5 protein-coding genes are annotated in these 23583 nt (G+C 46.5%); 4 read left to right on the top strand and 1 reads right to left on the bottom strand.

Going from position 1 to position 23583, the window contains the following annotated elements; translation table 11 throughout:
* Positions 1-77 precede the first annotated feature (77 nt).
* Positions 78-17129 (bottom strand): Ig-like domain-containing protein, encoded by a 17052-nt coding sequence (locus PSR9079_RS11190; protein WP_149981598.1) that lies wholly within the window; start codon positions 17127-17129, stop codon positions 78-80.
* Positions 17130-17360: 231 nt separating this feature from the next.
* On the opposite strand from PSR9079_RS11190, the gene PSR9079_RS11195 reads away from it, so the two are divergent.
* From PSR9079_RS11195 to PSR9079_RS11210, 4 genes are read left to right on the top strand one after another with little or no spacing between them, the layout of a single operon-like run.
* The gene (locus tag PSR9079_RS11195) at positions 17361-19361 is read left to right on the top strand and encodes a TolC family outer membrane protein (RefSeq protein ID WP_149981600.1); all 2001 of its coding nucleotides are present in this window, start codon (positions 17361-17363) and stop codon (positions 19359-19361) included.
* 41 nt (positions 19362-19402) lie between these two features.
* Complete coding sequence (locus tag PSR9079_RS11200; protein WP_149981602.1) at positions 19403-21541, top strand: type I secretion system permease/ATPase; 2139 nt, start codon at positions 19403-19405, stop codon at positions 21539-21541.
* The gene (locus tag PSR9079_RS11205; protein WP_149981606.1) at positions 21538-22959 is read left to right on the top strand and encodes an HlyD family type I secretion periplasmic adaptor subunit; all 1422 of its coding nucleotides are present in this window, start codon (positions 21538-21540) and stop codon (positions 22957-22959) included. The genes PSR9079_RS11200 and PSR9079_RS11205 overlap by 4 nt, the downstream gene beginning before the upstream one ends.
* A 36-nt stretch (positions 22960-22995) precedes the next feature.
* Positions 22996-23583: a response regulator transcription factor gene (locus tag PSR9079_RS11210; protein ID WP_149981609.1), complete on the top strand. Its 588-nt coding sequence runs from the start codon at positions 22996-22998 to the stop codon at positions 23581-23583.

Genomic DNA, 23583 nt, shown 5'->3' on the forward strand with positions numbered 1-23583 from the left:
CTTTCCCTATTTAAAATTATCTCGAAAGTGATTAAGCGCGGGACAACCCGCGCCTTATATCTTTTGCTTAACAATAATTAACTATCAATTTGATTATTGCCGCTTTCGATTAATTTCTTAATCATTTCCTCTGATTGATTTTGCACATCAAGAGCAGGCTCCGCAGTAGCTTTCTGCTGTGCTGTAAACACCAGACTATTACTCTCACTCACAGGGTCGAGTGCGAGCAAGTTATTTTGTTCACTCTCTGCAAGAAGATCTGCAACTGTTAATTGACTCAGTTGTGGTGTTAATTCAGATACCGGAGCAACACTGCTAATTTTACTTAAATCAATACTATCATCGTTTGATGATAATAATTCAGTACTATTATCACTGCCACTGAATTCAGCACTAGGTTCAACACCTGCAGAGCTAACATCCACTCCATTTATCTCAAGGTCCTGACCATTAATATCAACCACTCTTATATTACCGATTGAATCTGTAATGCTAAAGCGAGCATCGCTTAAGCCTGCGCCAAGTAAATCGGCCAAATTTACATCAACAATGCCGATATTCCATGTGCCATTATTTACAACAGCCCCACCATCACTTAATAAGGTGATCCCGAGTGCCAGCGCATTATCAAGCCTTACAATAGCTCCATCTTCAGCATCAGTTTCACCATCAAAACCTGTCACAACTAGGCCTAACAATATACTATTTGTATCTATGTTCGTAAGTGATGGCGGGATAGTATCTATCTCAAGACCTGTCATCGCAGAGGTAGCAGTGGTATTCCCAGCAATATCTGACACCGTTGCACTGACGGTATAACTGCCATCAAGCAGAATATCGTTTGGTGAAATACTCCAACTACCATCGCCTTGCGTAGTAGTTGTTACTGATGTTTGCGCTATACCATTATCAAATATCAGCGTGACTGTGCGCCCTGCTTCACTCGATGTGCCGCTGATTTCAGGTGTCGCATCATTGGTTAATATAAGCCCACTCGTAATGGCAATAGTCGGAGCAACCGTGTCAATAACACCTGATTCTTGTACCGTGGTGGCATTACCGTATTCATCCTGCACGGTCACATCCACAGTATAACTACCCGCTGCAAGTGCTGTATTTGGTTCAATTAACCAATTACCGTTACTCGCAGTTGTGGTTGTAACCGTTTGCGTGTTACCTGCCGCATCAGTAAACAATACAGTAACTTGGCTATTTCCAGGTGCACCAGTTACTGTGCCGGTGATCTGAGGTGTTAAATCATTTGTGTCACTGATTACATCAATAGCAATAACAGGACCCGTTAAATCTAATGTTAATGTCGCGGTATTGCTACCTTGATTACCTGCACTGTCATTAACCGAGGCGGTAATTGCGACACCCCCTTCAGCCAGTGGTTGATTTGATGCAACACTCCATACTCCCCCAGGTTGTACCATAGCAGTAACGGTATCTGTCGTACCTAAGCTATCAACTAGTACTATGGTAACTATTGAACCGACTCCCGCATCAGTGCTACCCGATATTACTGGTGTTGCATCGCCACTAGTACCAGGCTCATTAATAGTCAATACCGGTGCAGTAATATCAACTAAACCGCTAACACTAGCATCTGCTGTTAGCCCTGCTTCAGTGACTGTCGCTGTAACAGTATAAATACCTTCGCTAAGAGCTTGAGTAACTAAGACAATCCACAAACCATCGACTACTGTTGTATTATAAATTTGTGTCTGGGCCGCGCTATCCGTCACTGTAACAACGACTGCACTGCCATCGACAGCGTCACTACTGCCACTGAAATTGGGAGTTGTGTCATTGGTATCTGCAGGAGCAACAATTGCAATGCTTGGTGCACTGGTATTCAATAATCCAGTTACCGACGTTGAGGTTGTTGAATTACCCGCTAAATCAGTAATACTTGCAGCGACTGTGATAGTGCCGTCAACCAGTGAATCTGTAACATTAATTGACCAACTGCCATCGGCTTGTACTTGCGTCGTATAAGTATAACTGGAATTATTATCGGTAACTGTGACGCTCAATTGCGTACCTGCAGGCTCATTAGTTAAACCACTGAGTTGAGGGGTGGCTATATTTATAGTCCCTATAGAATCAACCGAAATAGTTGGCGCACTGGTATCGATCATAGCCGTTGTTGAAGCTGTTGTAGTCAGGGCCGCACTATCGGTCACTGACGCTGTTGCTGTGAATGTGCCATCCGGTAAAGCTGCTGCCGTGGCTTGCCAATTACCATTACTATCTATAGTAGCAATTAAATTTTGAGTATCACCATTACCATCCACCACAGTAATAGAAACCGTGCTACCTTGTGGCTCATTTGAATTACCACTAATGGTTGGCGTACTATCATTAGATAATGATAATGGCGCTATAGTTAACTCCGGTGCTTCTGTATCTATACTTAGGTTCGCTGTTTGATTGACGCTATTACCTGCACTGTCACTCACAGTCGCATTAATATTATAATCGCCATCAGTAAGAGTCGTTGTAGTGACTTGCCATAGGCCAGATCCATTTACTAAGGTTGTTAGTGTTTGGCCATCAATGGTTACGGTTACCGTTGCTCCTAACTCATTACTTGTACCGCTAATTGTTGGAGTCGCATCACTGGTAATTGATAAAGGATTTATAGTGAGTGTTGGCGCGGTAGTATCAATTACACCACTGGCCGTCTGCTCAGTTAGGTTGCCGACTCCATCGCGCACACGTGCTTGAACCGTATATTGTCCATCACCTAAGTCTTGCGGTACATTAACTGACCAACTGCCATTCGCTTGCACTGTCGCGCTAAAGGTTTGTGTTGCAACTCCTTGACCAGTTACCACCAATGTTACTTGCGCTCCCTCACCTAAATCAGTGGTTCCGCTAATAGTTGGGGTGCTATCCATCGTCAATGCAGGGGTAGATAACGTTAGTTCAGGCGCCGTATTATCAAAATCCAAAGTACTAATAGTCGTGGTATTGCCAGCCGCATCGGTTGCCGAGGCTTCAACGTAAGCTAGTGTCAGTAATGATACCGATAAATTCAATACGCTCCAATCACCGTTCGCATCAACCGTTGCAGTGTAAGGTAAACCAACAGCGCCTCCCACTAAATGGTTTGTAATGGTAACAACACTGCCTTCAGATAAATCTGATGTGCCAGATAAGGAAACCAAACTGCCTAGAAGGAAAGAAGGGACAATCGTAAGTGCAGGTGGTGTAATATCGACTTCACCGCCCGTTTTACTGTCTTCTCCTTGATTACCCGCCATATCAGTGATTGTTGCTTTTACGGAATAAACACCTTCAGCTAACGCGGTGTTTGCAGCTGCTTGCCAATCACCTTGAGCATCCGTAGTAACTGTTACAACCTGTTCAGTACCACTTGCGTCAGTAAAGGTCACCTCAACAGTGGCATTCGCTTCATCAGATGTCCCACTAATAAGTGGCGTTGTGTCTTGTGTTAATATCAAACTACTTTGATCAATTGTGATCTCAGGGTCAATACTATCTATAACAGCATTAGCGGTTAGTTGCCCTACATTACCCGCAGTATCGGTGACCACAGCAGTGACTGAGTAAGCGCCTTCCGCAAGTGCTTGGGAAGCTTCGACTTGCCATGTTAAATCTGCTGCGAGTGTTGTATTGATGGTATGACTAGCCCCTTGTGCGTCAGTAAAAGTAACAGCAACGGTGTTGCCAGCAACAGCCCCCACAGCTCCCCCTGAAACAATTGGGGTTTTATCTGCGGTGCTGCTTAATGGATCAATCAACACTGTTGGTGGAGTTAAATCTATTTCACCTGTTGTTTGAGCCAAATTGCTATTCCCAGCAATGTCAGTGATAGTTGCAGCAATGCTATAACGTCCTTCTGCAAGCGCACTTCCAAGCGCTACAGACCATGTACCATTTGCTTTAACTGTTGCCTGCGCAGATTGCTCTGTGCCAGTACTATCAGTGATCAATAATTCGACTATAGTGCCTTGCGCAGCGTCTGATGTGCCACTAATTAATGGTGTTGTATCATTTGTAATACTAGGCGAATTGACAGCCAATGTTGGTGCGGTTAAGTCTATTGCTAGGCTAGTACTTGACGAGCCAGTTAAACCGTCCTCGCTGACAACTGCATTCACTGTATAGCTGCCTTCAACAAGTGCATTACTGACATCAATAGTCCATTGCCCAGCCAAAGCTTGAGTAGTCAATGTTTGCACAACAATGCCCGAGGCAATAATTTCAATCGTTACATTCGTACCATCTCTGGCATCGGTGGTACCAGAGATGGTTGGTGTTGTATCCATCGTTGCTTGTAAACTCGCAATCGAGATAGTCGGCGCATTAGTATCCAATGTTGCGTTACTTGAAGCCGATGCTTGATTGCCAGCAGTGTCACTCACATTAGCCGTAATAGTAATTGCGCCATCGTTTAATGCATCAATAACTTGAACTGACCATCTGCCATCTGCTTGTACAACAGCAGTTAGTTGATAACTGTTTGAGTCATCATTGACATTCACTGTTACCGTGGCGCCTATTTCATCACTACTCCCTGAAATCATCGGTGTACTATCATTAAATGTGCCTAGTCCGTTCAAGGTTAAACTAGGATCTAATGTATCAACCGTGCCATTACCTTGAACTGTGCCTATATTGTTAGCGGCATCAGTAATAGTAGCCGTAACAATGTAGTCACCATCAGCAATATCAGCGGTTGGAGTTGCTGAATAACTGCCATCGGCTTGCACTAGTGCAGTAAATTGCTGAGTGTCACCGTTTGCATCAACCAACACGATAGCCACTTCAGTTCCCTGCGGCTCTGTTGATGTACCAGAAATTGTTGGCGTCGCATCGTTGCCCACTTCAAGGGCTGTGATTGTAAGCACTGGTGTCGTGCTATCTATAGTCAGTGTCGCAGATGCCGTTTGTTGATTACCTGCATCATCGGTGATCGTTACATCAACCGTGTAATCACCATCAGTCAATGCACTTGGTAGCGTTACTTGCCAAGTGCCATCACTTGCCACTGTCGCTTGCAACGTTTGTCCTGCAATTGTGACCGATACATCTCCGCCTATTTCATTACTGCTGCCAGTTATTGTTGGGGCAGTATTTGCTGTTGGCGCTAAATTATCGATAAATAAACTTGGCGCCACACTATCAATCACTCCAGTCGTTTGCTCAGTAGTCAAATTACCAACCCCATCGCGCACAGAGGCAGTAACGGTATAGGTTCCCTGTGCAATAGCTTGCGGCACAGATACTGACCAGGTTTGATCAGCCTGTACCACTGCGGTAAATGTTTGGCTGACATTATCACTATCAACCACGGTCAAATTAATCACAGTGCCTTGACCCATATCCGTATCACCTGAAATAACTGGCGTTGTGTCGTTGCTCAACGCGTCAACACTGACAGTTAAATCAGGTGCTACGTTATCAAAATCGAGTGTGCTGACCGTACTGATATTTCCTGCTGCATCAGTTGCGCTGGCAGTAATATAGGCAAGGTTAAGTAATGGCACCGTTAAGTTAAGTAATTGCCAATTACCATCAGCATCTGTAGTTGCCGTATAACTTGCACCAATTAACCCTCCCACTAAATGTTCCGTGATAGTGATGGTGCTTCCCGCTGGTAAGTCTGAATCACCTGATAGCGATACTAAATTGCCAAGTAAGAAGGAAGGTATAATTCTCAGTTCTGGGGCGATGGTATCCACCACGCCATTGTCACTGGCGTTGCCGGTATTACCTGCGGCATCGGTGATACTGGCAGTCACTGTGTATGCACCATCAACCAGCGGTTGCGTGGCCTCAGCGCTCCAATTACCACTGGCATTAGTTTGCACTGTCACGGTATGGCTGCCGTTAGCATCCGTAAAGGTAATCGCAATGTCACTGCTGGCTAGATCCGATGTGCCTGTCACCACTGGCGTATTATCATTCGTCAATGCGGGTGCATCAATGGTAACGCTTGGCGCGGTTGTATCTATCACCCCAGTTTCGCTATCGGTGCCGGTATTGCCTGCGGAGTCTGTCACACTGACATTGACTGTGTACTCGCCTTCGATAATCGCATTACTGGCCTCCACGGACCAATTGCCTGCGCCATCCGTTGTTGCTGTCGCGCTTTGTACTGCGCCATTGGCCGCGATGATTGTAACGTTCACTTGCGTACCCGCTGGCACGCCACTGCTTTGACCACTGATGAGCGGAGTAACATCACTGCTATCTGCCAGCGCATTCACGCTAATGACCGGCGCGGTGACATCAATTAACCCGGTCACACTCGCACTGGCTGGGTTCCCCGCTTGATCTGATACACTTGCAGTAACCGTATAAGTGCCTTCTGCTAATGCATCCAGCGCCGGCACTGACCATGTGCCTGATGGTGTCATTTGCGTAGTGACTGTGTGTGAATTACCCGCGGCATCATTAAACACCAGCGTCACAATACTGCCCTGTGGCGCACTGGCGGTGCCACTGATGGTAGGCGTGGTATCGTTACTATCGGCTGGCGGATTAATACTGATATCCGGCATGGTGGTATCAATGATCCCAGTGACGCTGGCGGTGCCTTGATTGCCTGCGCCATCTTCAACGCTCGCAGTCACCGTAAAGTCACCTTCAGCGAGCGCACTCGTTGCCGTGACGCTCCAAGTGCCGCCATTGACCGTGGTTTGCACTGTCTCCGCAGGATTTATACCATCATTGATCACCACAGTAACCACACTGCCATCCGCAGCACTACTGGTACCGTTGATTGTCGGGGTGGTGTCGTTGGTTTCACCTATCGCGTTGATGGTAATACTCGGGGCTAAGGTGTTAAGTGTAAAGGTATCAGTGGCACTGTTGCTGTTGCCCGCTGCATCACTGACACTCGTAACCACCGTGTAATCATCATCGCCGAGGACTGGCGAGGTGACCGCCCACTCACCATTGGCATCAACTGTGGCACTGAGTGTGGTAATTATTCCACCGCTGTCTGTGACTGTTAGACTAATCACTGTCCCTTGTGGCTCTGATGAGGTGCCACTGAGTGTTGGCGTGTCATCATTAATTGCACCCAAGTTATTAATGCTGATCAACGGATCTAAGGTATCCACACTGCCAGTGCCGGTGTCACTGCCGGTATTACCTGCCGCATCGGTAATACTGGCGGTCACTGTATAACTGCCATCCGGTAAGCTTGGTGCTGTTACTTGCCATGAACCATCAGCGAGGACGGTGGCACTTAATCCATAACTATCGCCATTGACATCCACGATACTGATGTTGACAACGGTGCCCGTAGGCTCGGTTGAGGTACCCGTAATCGTTGGTGTCGCATTGTTTCCAAGGCCATTATCATTAACCATAACAACAGGCACTGAGGTATCAATATTGCCTGTTAAGGCCACTTGAGTATCATTTCCCGCCGCATCGGTAATGACGGCATCGACGGTGTAATCGCCCTCGCTCAGGCCGTTCGGTACTTCGACTGACCATTGACCATTGCTTTGTACTGTCGCGCTCAGGGTTTGTTCAACCCCGTTAGCATCGGTGACCACTAAGGTCACTGTGCCACCGATTTCATTGCTGGTGCCACTGAATACCGGGGTGACGTCACTGCCATCACCCACGCCTTGCACTGTAAGACTCGGCGCGGTGGTATCAATCACACCACTAATTGAGTCGGTGGTTTCGTTGCCAACACCATCAAGGACACTGACATCAACACTAAACGCACCATCAGGCAGCGGGGTTGTCGGGCTAATTACCCAATCACCATTGGCATCCACGGTGGCCGTGAGTGTTTGCGTGTTGCCATCTTTATCAGTAACAACCACCGTCACTGCAGTCCCTTGACCCGCATCAGTGGTCCCACTAATGGCTGGGGTGTTGTCATTGCTCAATGTATCGACGCTCACCGTGAGCGTCGGTGGTGTGCCATCAAAATCAGTCGAAGTGATCGTGCGCACATTACCTGCTTCATCACTGGCACTGGCAGTCACAGAGGCCACTGTTAGCAGTGGAATGGTTAAGCCCACAAGCGTCCAGTCGCCATTCGCGTCAGTTGTAGTGGTATAGGTTGCGCCTATACCGCCACCAATGAGATTTTCAGTGATGGTGATAGTACTACCAGCAGGTAAATCGGAGGTACCGCTGAGAGACACTAACTGTCCTAATAGGAAGGTGGGCACAAACGCAAGCTCTGGTGGAATTGTATCCACCACGCCGATGTCACTGGCGCTGGCTGTATTGCCTGCGTCGTCGGTGATACTGGCAGTCACTGTGTATGCACCATCAACCAGCGGTTGCGTGGCCTCGGCACTCCAATTACCACTGGCATTGGTTTGCACCGTTACTGTATGGCTGCCGTTAGCATCCGTAAAGGTAATCGCAATATCACTGCTGGCTAGATCCGATGTGCCTGTCACCACTGGCGTATTGTCGTTCGTCAATGCGGGTGCATCTATAGTGACGCTTGGCGCGGTTGTATCTATCACCCCAGTTTCGCTATCGGTGCCGGTATTGCCTGCGGAGTCTGTCACACTGACATTGACTGTGTACTCGCCTTCGATAATCGCATTACTGGCCTCCACGGACCAATTTCCTGCGCCATCCGTTGTTGCTGTCGCACTTTGTACTGCGCCATTGGCCGCGATGATTGTAACGCTCACTTGCGTACCCGCTGGCACCCCACTGCTTTGACCACTGATGAGCGGAGTAACATCACTGCTATCTGCCAGCGCATTCACGCTAATGATCGGCGCGGTGACATCAATTAACCCGGTCACACTCGCGCTGGCTGGGTTTCCCGCTTGATCTGATACACTTGCAGTAACCGTATAAGTGCCTTCTGCTAATGCATCCAGCGCCGGCACTGACCATGTGCCTGATGGTGTCATTTGCGTAGTGACTGTGTGTGAATTACCCGCGGCATCATTAAACACCAGCGTAACTATGCTGCCCTGTGGCGCACTGGCGGTGCCACTGATGGTAGGCGTGGTATCGTTACTGTCGGCTGGCGGATTAATACTGATATCCGGCATGGTGGTATCAATGATCCCATTGACGCTGGCGGTGCCTTGATTACCCACGCCATCTTCAACGGTGGCGATAACACTAAAGTCACCTTCAGCTAAGTCACTGCTGGCCGTGACACTCCATGTGCCGCCAGTTACGGTGGTTTGAACTGTCTCTGCGGGGTTTATTCCATCATTTATCACTACCGTGACAACACTGCCATCTGGCGCATCACTGCTGCCGTTAATGGTCGGTGTAGTGTCGTTGGTTTCACCTATCGCGTTGATGGTAATACTCGGCGCTAAGGTGTTAAGTGTAAAGGTATCGGTAGCACTGTTGCTGTTGCCCGCTGCATCACTGACACTCGCAACCACCGTGTAATCATCATCGCCGAGGACTGGCGAGGTGACCGCCCACTCACCATTGGCATCAACCGTTGCACTGAGTGTGGTAATTATTCCACCGCTGTCTGTGACTGTTAGACTAATCACTGTTCCTTGTGGCTCTGATGAGGTGCCACTGAGTGTTGGCGTGTCATCATTAATTGCACCCAAGTTATTAATGCTGATCAACGGATCTAAGGTATCCACACTGCCAGTGCCGGTGTCACTGCCGGTATTACCTGCCGCATCGGTAATACTGGCGGTTACTGTATAACTGCCATCCGGTAAGCTTGGTGCTGTTACTTGCCATGAACCATCAGCGAGGACGGTGGCACTTAATCCATAACTATCGCCATTGACATCCACGATACTGATGCTAACAACGGTGCCCGCAGGCTCGGTTGAGGTACCCGTAATCGTTGGTGTCGCATTGTTACCAAGGCCATTATCATTAACCATAACAACAGGCACTGAGGTATCAATATTGCCTGTTAAGGCCACTTGAGTATCATTTCCCGCCGCATCGGTAATGACGGCATCGACGGTGTAATCGCCCTCGCTCAGGCCGTTCGGTACTTCGACTGACCATTGACCATTGCTTTGTACTGTCGCGCTCAGGGTTTGTTCAACTCCGTTGGCATCGGTGACCACTAAGGTCACTGTGCCACCGATTTCATTGCTGGTGCCACTGAATACCGGGGTGACGTCACTGCCAGCACCGACACCTTGTACCGTGAGACTCGGCGCGGTGGTGTCAATCACACCACTAATTGAGTCGGTGGTTTCATTGCCCACACTGTCGCGAACACTGACCTCAACACTAAACGCACCATCAGGCAGTGGGGTTGTCGGGCTAATTACCCAATCACCATTGGCATCCACGGTGGCGCTGAGGGTTTCGCTGTTGCCATCTTTATCGGTAACAACCACCGTCACTGCAGCCCCTTGACCCGCATCAGTGGTCCCACTAATGGCTGGGGTGTTGTCATTGCTTAGTGTATCAACGCTCACTGTGAGCGTCGGTGGCGTACCATCAAAATCAGTCGAAGTGATCGTGCGCACATTACCTGCTTCATCACTGGCACTGGCGGTGATCGAACTAAGTGTTAGCAGCGGAATACTCAACCCAACTAATGACCAATTACCTGCTGCGTCGGTGGTCGCGGTGTAGTTTATCACCCCACCACCGAGTAGATTTTGAGTAACAGTAACAGTACTTCCTGCTGGTAAATCTGAGGTACCACTAAGCGATACTAACTGCCCTAATAGGAAGGTAGGCGTAAATGCAAGCTCTGGTGGGATTGTATCCACCACGCCATTATCACTGGCGCTGCCGGTATTGCCTGCGGCATCGGTGAGACTGGCGGTAACCGTGTACGCACCATCAATAAGCGGCTGCGTGGCTTCTGCACTCCAATTACCACTGGCATCTGTTTGTACTGTCACCGTATGGCTGCCATTGGCACCCGTAAAGGTAATGGCAATGTCACTATTAGCTAGATCCGATGTCCCTGTGACCAGCGGCGTATTGTCGTTGGTCAATGCCGGTGCATCGATAGTGACAATCGGCGCTGTTGTGTCTATCACCCCACCATTTTCTGTGTCACTGGCGGTATTGCCGGCGGCATCGGTGACACTAGCATCCACTTGGAATGCGCCTTCTGCAAGTGGGATCGGTACATCCACCGACCACGTACCATCAGCCAGTACCGTCGCAGTTAAAGTTTGCACCGTGCCGTTAGCATCTGTCACAGTGATACTTACCAGTCCACCAATTTCATCACTGCTACCAGTAATGGTAGGCGTGCTATCGCTCGTTGCAGCAAGCGGATCAATATCAAAGCTTGGCGCTTGGGTGTCGATCACCCCGCCGTTTTCAGTGTCACTGGCGGTATTGCCCGCCGTATCAGTGACGCTGGCATCCACTTGGAATGCGCCCTCTGCCAGCGGCGTCGGTACATCCACCGACCAAGTGCCATCAGCTAATACCGTCGCGGTTAAGGTTTGTACTGCGCCAGTGGCATCAGTGACAATCACGCTGACGAGTCCACCAATTTCATCACTGCTACCAGTAATCGTTGGCGTGGCATCGTTCGTTGCAGCAAGTGGAACAATATCAAAAGTAGGCGCTTGGGTGTCAATTACTCCGCCGTTTTCAGTATCAGACGCGGTATTACCTGCCGCATCAGTGACGCTGGCATCCACTTGGAATGCGCCCTCTGCAAGCGGCGTCGGTATATCCACTGACCACGTACCATCTGCCAGTACCGTCGCAGTTAAAGTTTGCACCGCACCGTTTGCATCAGTGACGATGACACTGACGATGCCACCGATTTCATCACTGCTACCGGTGATGGTTGGCGTGGTATCGTTCGTTGCAGCAAGTGGATCAATATCAAAAGTAGGCGCTTGAGTGTCAATTACTCCGCCGTTTTCAGTGTCACTGGCGGTATTGCCCGCCGCATCAGTGACACTGCCATCCACTTGGAATGTGCCCTCTGCAAGTGGAGTCGGTACATCCACCGACCACGTACCATCTGCAAGCACTGTCGCGATTAAGGTTTGTACTGCCCCCGTCGCATCAGTGACGATGACACTGACGATGCCGCCAATTTCATCACTGCTACCGGTGATGGTGGGCGTGCTGTCGTTCGTTGCAGCAAGTGGATCAATATCAAAGGTTGGCGCAAGAGTATCGATCACTCCGCCATTTTCTGTGTCGCTAGCGGTATTGCCGGCGGCATCGGTGACGCTGGCATCAACAACAAATGCACCTTCTGCAAGCGGGGTCGGTACATCCACCGACCAACTGCCATCTGCAAGTACTGTCGCCGTTAAGGTTTGTATATCACCATTGGCATCGGTGACTGTAATGCTCACCAACCCACCTATTTCATCACTGCTGCCAGTGATGGTAGGCGTGCTGTCGTTGCTATCAGCCAACGGGTTGATATCAACCGTCGGTGCAAGAGTATCGATCACCCCACCATTTTCTGTGTCACTGGCGGTATTGCCGGCGGCATCGGTGACACTAGCATCCACTTGGAATGCGCCCTCTGCAAGTGGGTTCGGTATATCTACCGACCACGTACCATCTGCCAGTACCGTCGCAGTTAAAGTTTGCACCGCACCGTTTGCATCAGTGACAATCACGCTGACGATGCCACCAATTTCATCACTGCTACCGGTGATGGTGGGCGTGCTGTCGTTCGTTGCAGCAAGTGGATCAATATCAAAAGTAGGCGCTTGAGTGTCAATTACTCCGCCGTTTTCAGTGTCGCTGGCGGTATTACCTGCCGCATCAGTGACGCTGGCATCCACTTGGAATGCGCCCTCTGCAAGCGGCGTCGGTATATCCACCGACCACGTACCATCTGCCAGTACCGTCGCGATTAAGGTTTGTACTGCCCCCGTCGCATCAGTGACGATGACACTGACGAGACCACCAATTTCATCACTGCTACCAGTGATGGTTGGCGTGGTATCGTTCGTTGCAGCAAGTGGATCAATATCAAAAGTCGGCGCAAGGGTGTCAATCACCCCGCCGTTTTCAGTGTCGCTGGCGGTATTACCTGCCACATCGGTCACGCTGGCATCCACTTGGAATGCGCCCTCTGCAAGTGGCGTCGGTATATCTACCGACCACGTACCATCTGCCAGTACCGTCGCGGTTAAAGTTTGTACTGCCCCCGTCGCATCAGTGACGATGACACTGACGATGCCACCGATTTCATCACTGCTACCAGTAATCGTTGGCGTGGTGTCGTTGCTATCAGATAACGGATCAATATCAAAAGTAGGCGCTTGAGTGTCAATTACTCCGCCGTTTTCAGTATCAGACGCGGTATTACCTGCCGCATCAGTGACGCTGCCATCCACTTGGAATGCGCCCTCTGCAAGTGGGGTCGGTATATCCACCGACCACGTACCATCTGCAAGTACTGTCGCGATTAAGGTTTGTACTGCCCCCGTCGCATCAGTGACGATGACACTGACGATGCCGCCAATTTCATCACTGCTCCCGGTGATGGTGGGCGTGCTGTCGTTCGTTGCAGCAAGCGGATCAATATCAAAAGTAGGCGCTTGGGTGTCAATTACTCCACCGTTTTCAGTGTCGCTGGCGGTATTACCTGCCACATCGGTCACGCTGGCATCCACTTGGAATGCGCCCTCTGCAAGTGGTGTCGGTATATCTACCGACCACGTACCATCTGCCAGTACCGTCGCAGTTAAAGTTTGCACCGCACCGTTCGCATCTGTCACAGTGATGCTTACAAGTCCACCAATTTCATCACTGCTACCAGTGATGGTTGGCGTGGTGTCGTTGGTTACAGACAACGGATCAATATCAAAAGTCGGTGCAAGTGTGTCAATGATCCCCGTTGCCTGAGCATCACTTGTTAAGCCATTTACAGTGATACTTGCATTAACCGTAAATTCACCTTCGGCAAGCGCATCTTGTGCATCTACACTCCACACACCTGCTATGACGGTTGTGTTCAGAGTTTGGCTATTATTATTACTATCAGTAATTACCACGGTGATAAGTGTACCGTCAGGGGCATCAGACGTACCACTAATGGTTGGTGTTACATCATTGCCATCAGCAACCGTATCGATACTAATACTTGGTGCGTTACCATTTAAAATAAAGGTATCAGAGGCCGTTGCTTGATTACCTGCAGTATCCGTTATGCTCGCATCGACATTAATGGCGCCGTTTTGTAATGCAATAGGTACTTCTACTGACCAACTGCCATCGGTATTTACTATCGCGGTTAAGTTTTGTGAATTTACACCATCGGTAACAACTAAGCTCACAACACTGCCCGCTGGTTCATCAGTTTGACCACTAATGATCGGCGTACTATCGCTAACTGTATCTAAATTATCAATCGTTAATATGGGAGCGGTAGTGTCAATTATACCCGTTGCATTATCAGACACGATATTGCCTAAGCTGTCTGTTAATGTGGCATTAACGCTAAATCCACCCTCAACTAATGCAATTGTTGGTGTAACACTCCAATCACCATTATTGTCTACTTGTGTCGTTAATAATTGCGTTTGACCATCAAAACCAGTTATCAACACACTGACAGTATCACCTGCAACAGCATTAAGACTAGTTCCTGAAATGCTTGGAGTCGTGTCGTTTGTTTCTCCAATCACATCTATTGTCACTGATAGTAAACTCGAATCAATAAGACCGGTTTGCGTATCTGAAGCTTGATTGCCAGCATTATCTGTCACTGATGCAGTAACGCTATAGCTCCCTTGCGCGAGTGCGCTGTCAACTTCGATAGCAAAACCTCCATCGGCAAGCACGCTGGTCATTAATGTTTGTTGCACACCATTTGCATCGGTTACAACAATAGTAACCATAGTACCAACTGCCACACCGCTGACTTGACCCGAAATAACCGGCGTATCATCAGCCGTATTTGCCAATGGCTCTAAATTAATAGTCGGTGCAGTAAGATCAATTAGGCCTTGCGCAACATCAGTTGCTTGATTACCCGCGGTATCTGTTACTGACGCAGTAATAGAAAACTCACCTTCGGAAATTGCTTGGTTAGTGCCAACTTGCCAACTACCATCAGCATTCACTGTAGTGGTTACAGTTTGCACTGTGCCTGCACTATCAACCAAAATCACAGTAACTAAAGTACCTGCTTCAACACCCGAGACTACACCTGAGATAATCGGAGTCACATCATTAGAATCAGCAAATGAGTCAATACTGATGGTCGGAGCAGTCAAATCAATTAGCCCTGTTTCGGTATCTTGGGCTGTGTTTCCTGCTGTATCTTGCGTTGTGGCTGTCACCGTATATGGCCCTTCGGCTAAAGCACTGGCCACTGCTATGCTCCAAACTCCACTGGCATTTATTTGTGTGATAACCGTTTGTTGCTGACCGTTACTATCTACAATGGTGACTGTTACTTGGCTTCCGGCAGCCAACCCTTGGGTAATACCTGAAATCGTCGGTTGTTGATCATTACTATCTACTAATGGATCGATATTGATCAGTGGGGCAGTTAAATCTATAGTACCCACTGCCGACGCTGAGCTGCTATTACCAGCTGGATCCGAAACGGTGGCTTGTACTGTATAATCGCCCTCCACCAATGCATTAATAACGTCAACTTGCCAATTGCCATTGCCGTCGGTTGTAGCCGTCAGCGTTTGCTGTTGCCCATCACTGCCTGTAACTAACAGAGTCACTGTTGTACCTGGCGGCACATCTAATACTGAGCCTGATATTAATGGTGTTGTGTCATTGCTATCGTTCAATTGATCAATCGAGATGACTGGACTGGTTAAATCTACTACACCAGCTGCACTATCTTCGGCTTGATTACCAGCGCTATCAGCGACGCTGGCTGTCACTGTAAATTGACCTTCAGCCAGTGCATCAACAACCTCTACAGACCAACTGCCATCAGCTGTAACCGAAGCAGTTAAAGCTTGCGCAACGCCGTCACTAGCTACAACGGTTATTGATACAAGCGTACCCGTAGCTACACCATTTACCGACCCCGTCAATGTAGGAGTCACGTCATTGGTATCAGCAATTGCATCAATCACAATTACTGGCGCGGTTAGATCTATAATGGCTGTAGTTTGTGCATTACCTTGGTTACCAGCTTCATCAACCGCATTTGCTTGAACACCATAAGGACCTTCAGCCAAAGCTGCGGTGGTAACACTCCAATTACCTTGCTCATCAATTTGCGTCACAAACGTTTGCACTTGCCCACTGCTATCAGTCACCGTAAGCGTTACATCATCACCGGCCACCAGCCCGACTACGAAGCCTGTAATTACTACCACTGGCGATGTCGAATCAGCAAGTGTATCAATACTCACAAGCGGTGCTGTGGTATCAATATCGGCAGCAATGTTATCTGAAATTGGATTGCCATCAGGACCAGTTGCTGTAACTTCCACAACAATTGGGCCATCTGGTAATGGTTCTAATACCGGTGAAGTGAAGGTGCCATCAGGTTGCACAACAACATCAATCGTTTGTACATTACCCAAAGCATCGGTGATTGTAATTAATACTGTTTGACCCACTAAATTAGTCGATGTACCTGAAATAATCGGTTGCGGGTTATTAATTAAGCCAATGTCATTTAACTCTAAACTACCAATTAACGCGGTTTCGGGCACCACCCCATCGGTCGTATCACGAAGAGAAAAAATGCCATCATTGTTAGCTGTAAAACTATCATCAAAAGATAAACTACTTGGATCAATACCCTCAGCGATACGTGCAAGTTCCACAAAGGAAGTACCTCCACCAGAACCTGTTGCAGCATTACCACCAGCGGCAGTGGCTTCTAATGTATCCAGTAAATCACCACCACTTTCAAGGGCACTCAAAAAATCACTGACATCTTCACTTAAAGGAGAGGAGGATGCCTCATCTGCAGTATTCGGTTGGTTTAAGCTAGCAATGGCATCATCAATACTATCATCAAAAATTGTTGTTTCTGAGCTATCGCGGGTCGTTTTGGCAACAAGGTCGGGGGTGATTCTTACCCGTTGATTGGCAGGAATAGACAGAGACATACCTTTGATATCGATCATAACCGAGGAGTTCTCAGCAGTGATAATAACATCACCAACCGTCAGCGCGTCCCCCAACGATAATGCCCGAATTGAACCATCTTCTAAAACAATCCCAGCTGAGCCTTGAATGTCTATGATCAGTAATTGATTTGCGTCCATTTTGCTGCCTTTAATCAAGAGTTATACCTTTGTATTACTCAAATTTAGGACATCACAGCCAAAAGGATACTGGACTAAAGTACAGGTTTTTAATTTTTAAAATAGTATTAAAAGATTAAAAAACTGGTAGAAATTAATTTTTGTACTTTATCAAAGTTCTATTTGCACAAATTGATTTCGTTGTCTAAAACTAAATTTAATTGCCCATAAATTTGGATCTAAGAGGACGAAATGGCTAAGAAAACTAACTTTACCGGTACTAGATTTACAACTCTAATTGGTTTGGTTTTAGCTGCAAATGGATTTACCCCCAATCTTTATGCAGAACAAACTTCGATCATGCCTTTAACTTATGTAGCCGACAAAGCGATTGCGAGCAACCCAGAAGTTCAGCAAGCTTGGCATGCTTTTAAAGCATCTGTTTATGGCATTGACGCAGCACAATCTGGGTATTTACCGACCCTAGACGCATCAGTCAGTGCCGGCTATGAAAAGCGCAACTACGGCGTAGAAGATGAATACAATCGAAATACGGCAGAGTTAACATTACGACAAATGCTCTATGATGGTTTCCAAACATCTAATACAGTTAAACGCTTTGAGCGAATTCAGCTCATTCGCTATTTTGAAATGCTCTCCCAAGCAGAGCAAACCGCCCTGCAAGCAAGCGTTGCCTACCTTGATGTACAGAAGTTCACCACGTTAGTTGAGCTGGCACAAAAAAATCTTCAAGAGCATGAATCGGTTTATCAGCAAATTGAGCAAAGTGTTGGTGCTGGAGTTGCAAGAGCTGCCGATCTTGAACAGATCAGCGGCCGCCTATCACTTGCACAATCAAATGTAATGACTGAATACGCAAATCTCCATGATGTTAGCGCACGCTACTTACGCATAGTCGGCGAACTTCCTCAGCAAGGCACCGTGGCTGCAAAATTAAATGAAGACAGCATCCCCATTTCGATTAATCAAGCTCTTGATATTGCCTATAAAAACAGCCCAAATTTTTATGCATCGCTCTACAATATTGAAGCGCAGCAAGCAAATGCCCAATCGCAGAAATCCGCCTTTCATCCAAAGGTTGATTTATCCGCCCGATATGGCTCCCAAGATCGCGATGAACTTGGTTTTAATCAAACCCGTACCGAAGCCCGGGTTGGGATTGATGTACGTTACAATCTCTATAACGGGGGCCTCGATAGCGCTAATTTAGAACAAGCTTATCAAGAAGTTAATATTGCAAAATACCAGCGAGATCAATCCTGTATCGAAATTCGTCAAAATCTGCAAGTTGCTTATAACAATGTCAAAGTACTTGAAAGTAAATTACCAGCCCTTGACCAGCATCGCCGCTCATCAGACAAAGTAAAAGTTGCCTATAAAGATCAATTTGATATTGGTCAACGCACGTTATTAGATGTGTTGGATGCAGAAAACGAGTCATTCCAGTCAAACCGTTCCTATACAGCAGCACTTTATGAACGTCAAAGTGCCATATTAGCGATGCTAGCAGAAATGGGAAAACTACTTCCGACACTTAATGTAAGCTCAGACAAATTCCCGAAAATCACTGAATTAACAGATGATACTATTGCCCATAATGCCGAGTTTATCTGCCCTAAATACGATGTTGCAGCAACAATCAATCGGCAAGCATTTTTGCAAAAAAAAGCCCAACAAGATAACGCCTATATGAGCATGACTGCGATGCCCAGTTATCTCAATGCACCGACCTTAAATAGCAGTACATTTAGTGATGATGATAATGACGGTGTTGCCAACGAACAAGACGATTGCCCTTCGACCCCAACCTTGACTGAGGTAGATGAAAAAGGCTGCACTAAATACAACAGTAATACTAATAACGTCGAGATCGGTATTCCGTTCGTGGCTGATTCAAGTGTTGTGCGCCCTGAGTATTTGCAAGAAATCGCACGCCTCGCTGATTTTTTAAAATCACACCCATCTAAAAATGTTGAAATACAAGGGCATGCTTCACTCGAAGGGCCTGCTCTTTACAATAAAAAACTATCAGAAAAACGAGCATTCTCCGTGGCTGAAATTTTAATTCAGCAATACGGTGTTGCCCCTAAACGGGTTAAGTCACTCGGTTATGGAGTAGATAAACCAAGAATTAATGAGATCTCTGTTCGAGCTAATGCCGCTAACCGCCGTATTGAAGCGGTGATCACAGACACAGAAACTGGCAATAGCTTTGTTGCGGCAAGTTATTAATCTGAACTAGTTAAACAATATAAAGTGGTATTGGAAGCTATATGGAAATAGATGATGAAATCGGTCATGGTGGTATTTTAGTCGACTGCTTAGCAATTTTATGCCACTACCATGATCGTGAATTTTCCCGCGAAACCTTGCTAAATGGGCTTCCTCTTGAGCAAGGTAATCTTACTCCTTCTGGTTTTTCAAGGGCTGCAAAACGCATTGGTTTTAAAACTAAAGTTGTAAATAAACAACTTATTAAAATCAATACGGCATTATTACCCGCTATTTTACTACTAGAAAATAATCAAGCCTGTGTGATCACTGCACTGGATCCGCAATTACACACCGTAGAAGTTATTTACCCTGAACTCAGCGATTCGGCAGTAACCTTACAGATTACAGAACTGAGCAAAAATGCCACTGATATTGTTATTTATACACGTCCTGAATTCACCTTTGATGCCCGCTCGCCAGTGCTGCAAAAACTATCTAAAGACGGCTGGTTTTGGGGCGTGATAAAAGAATGTCGATCCTTGTATAAAGACGTGATTATTTCAGCCATTGCACTAGGCGTACTTTCAATTGCGATGCCATTATTTGTTATGAACGTGTATGATCGAGTGGTACCAAATCAAGCTGTTGAAACACTATGGGTATTAGCCATTGGCGTATTAATCGCGCTGACCGCCGACTTCATTTTAAGGTTAGTACGCAGCTATTTTGTCGAACTAGCAGCAAGTCGTATCGACGTAAAAGTCTCCGCAGTTATTATGGAGCGAGTACTGGGTATGCAGTTAAAAAACCGCCCTACATCGGCGGGCTCATTTGCCAGCAATATCCAGTCATTTGAAGCTGTACGAGGATTTTTCAGCTCAATCACGCTTATCGCTTTGGTTGATTTACCCTTTGTACTTTTATACCTCACCGTGATTGCTATCATTGGCGTACAGCTTAGTATCCCGATCATTGTCGGAGCACTGTTGCTACTATGCTATGCCTTAGCCGCCCACCGTAAATTAGAAGCGCTATCAGAGCAAACAATGAAAGCCAGTTCAATGCGTAATGCTATTTTAGTAGAGAGTCTCACCAATATCGAGGACGTTAAAAGCTTTCATAGTGAATGTAAAACCCAGGCTGCATGGGAAAAATCAACCATTTATATTGCTCGGGTTAATGCACAGAGCCGGCTGATCTCCGGTTCAATTGCTAACTCAGCCACTTGGCTACAACAATGTGTTGGCGTGATAATTATGATTATTGGGGTGCACTTAGTTATTGCTGGTGATTTAACCCAAGGAGGCTTGATCGCCGCCTATTTATTATCTTCACGCACTATGGGGCCAATCGGTCAATCTGCCGCTGTGTTAGCACAATTTCACCATGCCGCTATTGCCATGCATTCACTCAATGAAATAATGGAAAAAGAAATTGAGCGTCCTGCAGGAAAGCATTGGTTAAGTCACCCCGTTTTACGTGGTGATATAGAGTTTCATGATGTGCACTTTAAATATGCTGATGACAGTAACGAAGCATTATCAGGTGTATCATTTAAAATCAAAGCCGGTGAAAAAGTGGCTATCCTAGGACGTAATGGCTCAGGAAAAAGCACGCTAGAGAAGTTAATCCTAGGGCTGCATGAGCCAAATTCAGGATCAATTTTAATTGATAACACCGATATTCACCAAATAGATCCCGCAGAATTACGCCATAACATTGGTTATGTTCCACAAACTATCTCACTATTTTTTGGCACCCTCAAAGACAACATCACCTTAAGTGCATGGCACGCCAAAGATGAACAAATTATTAGTGCTTGCGAGCGTAGCCAATTATTCGATCTTATAAACTCTCATCCTGATGGCTTTGACCTACAAGTTGGCGAACAAGGTCGCTTACTTTCTGGTGGACAACGCCAAGCTGTGGGAATGGCTCGAGCATTGATCAATGATCCACCCATACTCATTCTCGATGAACCAACCTCAGCACTGGATCATAATAGCGAAGCCAAAATCATCGCCAATTTAAAACAACACAGCCAAGATAAAACCTTACTTGTTGTTACTCACAGAACCTCATTACTTGAGTTAGTCGATCGTATTATCGTAATTGATAATGGCAAAATTATCGCCGACGGTGCAAAAGCCAACGTTATCGCGTCTCTCAATAATCAAGCCGTAGAGCGTGCCTCATGAGTAAAAATAAAATCACTATAGAGCAACGCTCTTTTGAATCTGTCGGTCGTGCCATTGAGACTAGTAAAGGACAAAAGCCATCAATATTTAATAACTTATTTAAAGGCTGGTTATCCCCACCTAATAGCCAAGATTGGGTGGTCGATGCACAATGGGAAAAAATGCAACAGCAACCAGCCAGTGCCAAGTTTCTGCTATATTTAATTTGTTTAAGTATGGTGTTGCTGGTTGTTTGGTCTGCATTTGCAAACCTAGATGAAGTTGCTCGTGGTGAAGGCCGAGTGATCCCATCAAATAAATTGCAACTGATCCAATCCTACGATGGCGGCATGGTAGAGCAAATTAATGTCCGCGAAGGGCAAATCGTCAATGCTGGCGATGTATTAATAAAAATAGACCCTACCAGATATATTTCGAACTTTAGAGAAAACCAGTCAAAAGTGTTGTCACTCAGTGCCAAAGTAGCGCGTCTTGAAGCTCAGACTAAAAAACAACCGTTAATTTTTGATACTAAACTCACTGCTGATGCGCCGGGAGTCGTGATGCACGAACAAGCACTTTACACCAGTAATAACCAAGAGCTTGAACAACAAGTCGCAATTCATAAACGCCAATTAGAACAACGCCGTCAAGATCATATCGAAGCACAAGCAGCCCTGCAACAGCATAGCAATGCCTTACGATTAATAAACCGCGAACTACAAGTAACCCGCCCATTACTGCGCTCAGGCGCAGTATCTGATATCGATATTATTCGTTTAGAACGCCAAGCTGTTGATTTAAATGGTGAGATAAATCGCACTAAGGCAGTTATTAATCGTAGCCTTTCAGCTATTAATGAAGCGAAGAATAAAGTAAACGAAGTCGAATTATCTATGATAAACCGTTGGAATAATGAGCTTTCTGAAGCACGGCTGCGCCTAGATGCAATCAAAGAAACCGAATCTGGTTTAGCAGATAAAGTCACCCAAACTGAAATTCGCTCTCCGGTTAATGGCACTGTGCAACGCCTGATGGTCAATACCGTCGGTGGCATTTTACAACCAGGTAGTGATGTACTTGAAATAATACCGCTGGATGACCAACTGATTGTAGAGGCCAAAATCCCTCCGAAAGACATTGCTTTTTTACGTCCGGGACAAGCTGCGATGATCAAATTTAGTGCCTACGACTTTGCTATCTACGGTGGACTAAGCGCCGAAGTTATACAAATTAGCGCAGACACCATTACTGATGAGCGAGACAACACTTTTTATTTAGTACAGCTGAAAACGGACAAAAGCCACTTTGCCGAAAACCTAACAATTATTCCAGGAATGACAACTCAGGTAGATATTATTACTGGTAAAAAAACCGTGTTGGAGTACTTGCTTAAACCGGTATTACGAGCAACCTCATTAGCAATGACTGAGCGTTAATTAATATTATTCTTACATTTTTAATATGGAACTATAATGCGCCAAAGTGTCTTTATCACCGAAGCTAAGTTTATTTCACCCCACTGGCAAGCAGCCTATCCTGAATGTGAAATACGCGAGCAACAGCCTAACAGTATTACCGCCGATACAATTTTATGGATCTTAGCGAGCAGTCCTGACTGGCTTAGCATAGTAAAAAAACACAGTGAAAAACGTATTCCAGTGATTGTTATGACTAAAGAGCTAAACATGGCAGAGCTTTGTGCTGCACTACAAGTGGGTGCTCGTGGTTATGTTGAAGCACTTGCAAACCAAGTGATTATTGAACAAGTTGCAGAAACAGTTATCAGTGGCGGCATCTGGTTGCCAGGGCAGTTATTATCGAACTTAGTGGGGGTATTATCAAAGCAACCTATCAGCTATAAACACTCTTGTGATCTAACACTACTGACAAAGCGCGAACGCCAAGTAGTCGATATCGTGGTCACCGGTGCCAGTAACAAAGCAGTAGCAAATAAATTAAATATTACCGAGCGTACAGTAAAAGAGCATATGAGCTCTATATTTAGCAAACTCAAAGTACGTGACCGTATGCAGTTAATGCTAGTGATCAAAGGTGTTTGA

It is taken from the genome of Pseudoalteromonas rhizosphaerae (assembly GCF_902498845.1).
GTDB lineage: Bacteria > Pseudomonadota > Gammaproteobacteria > Enterobacterales > Alteromonadaceae > Pseudoalteromonas > Pseudoalteromonas rhizosphaerae.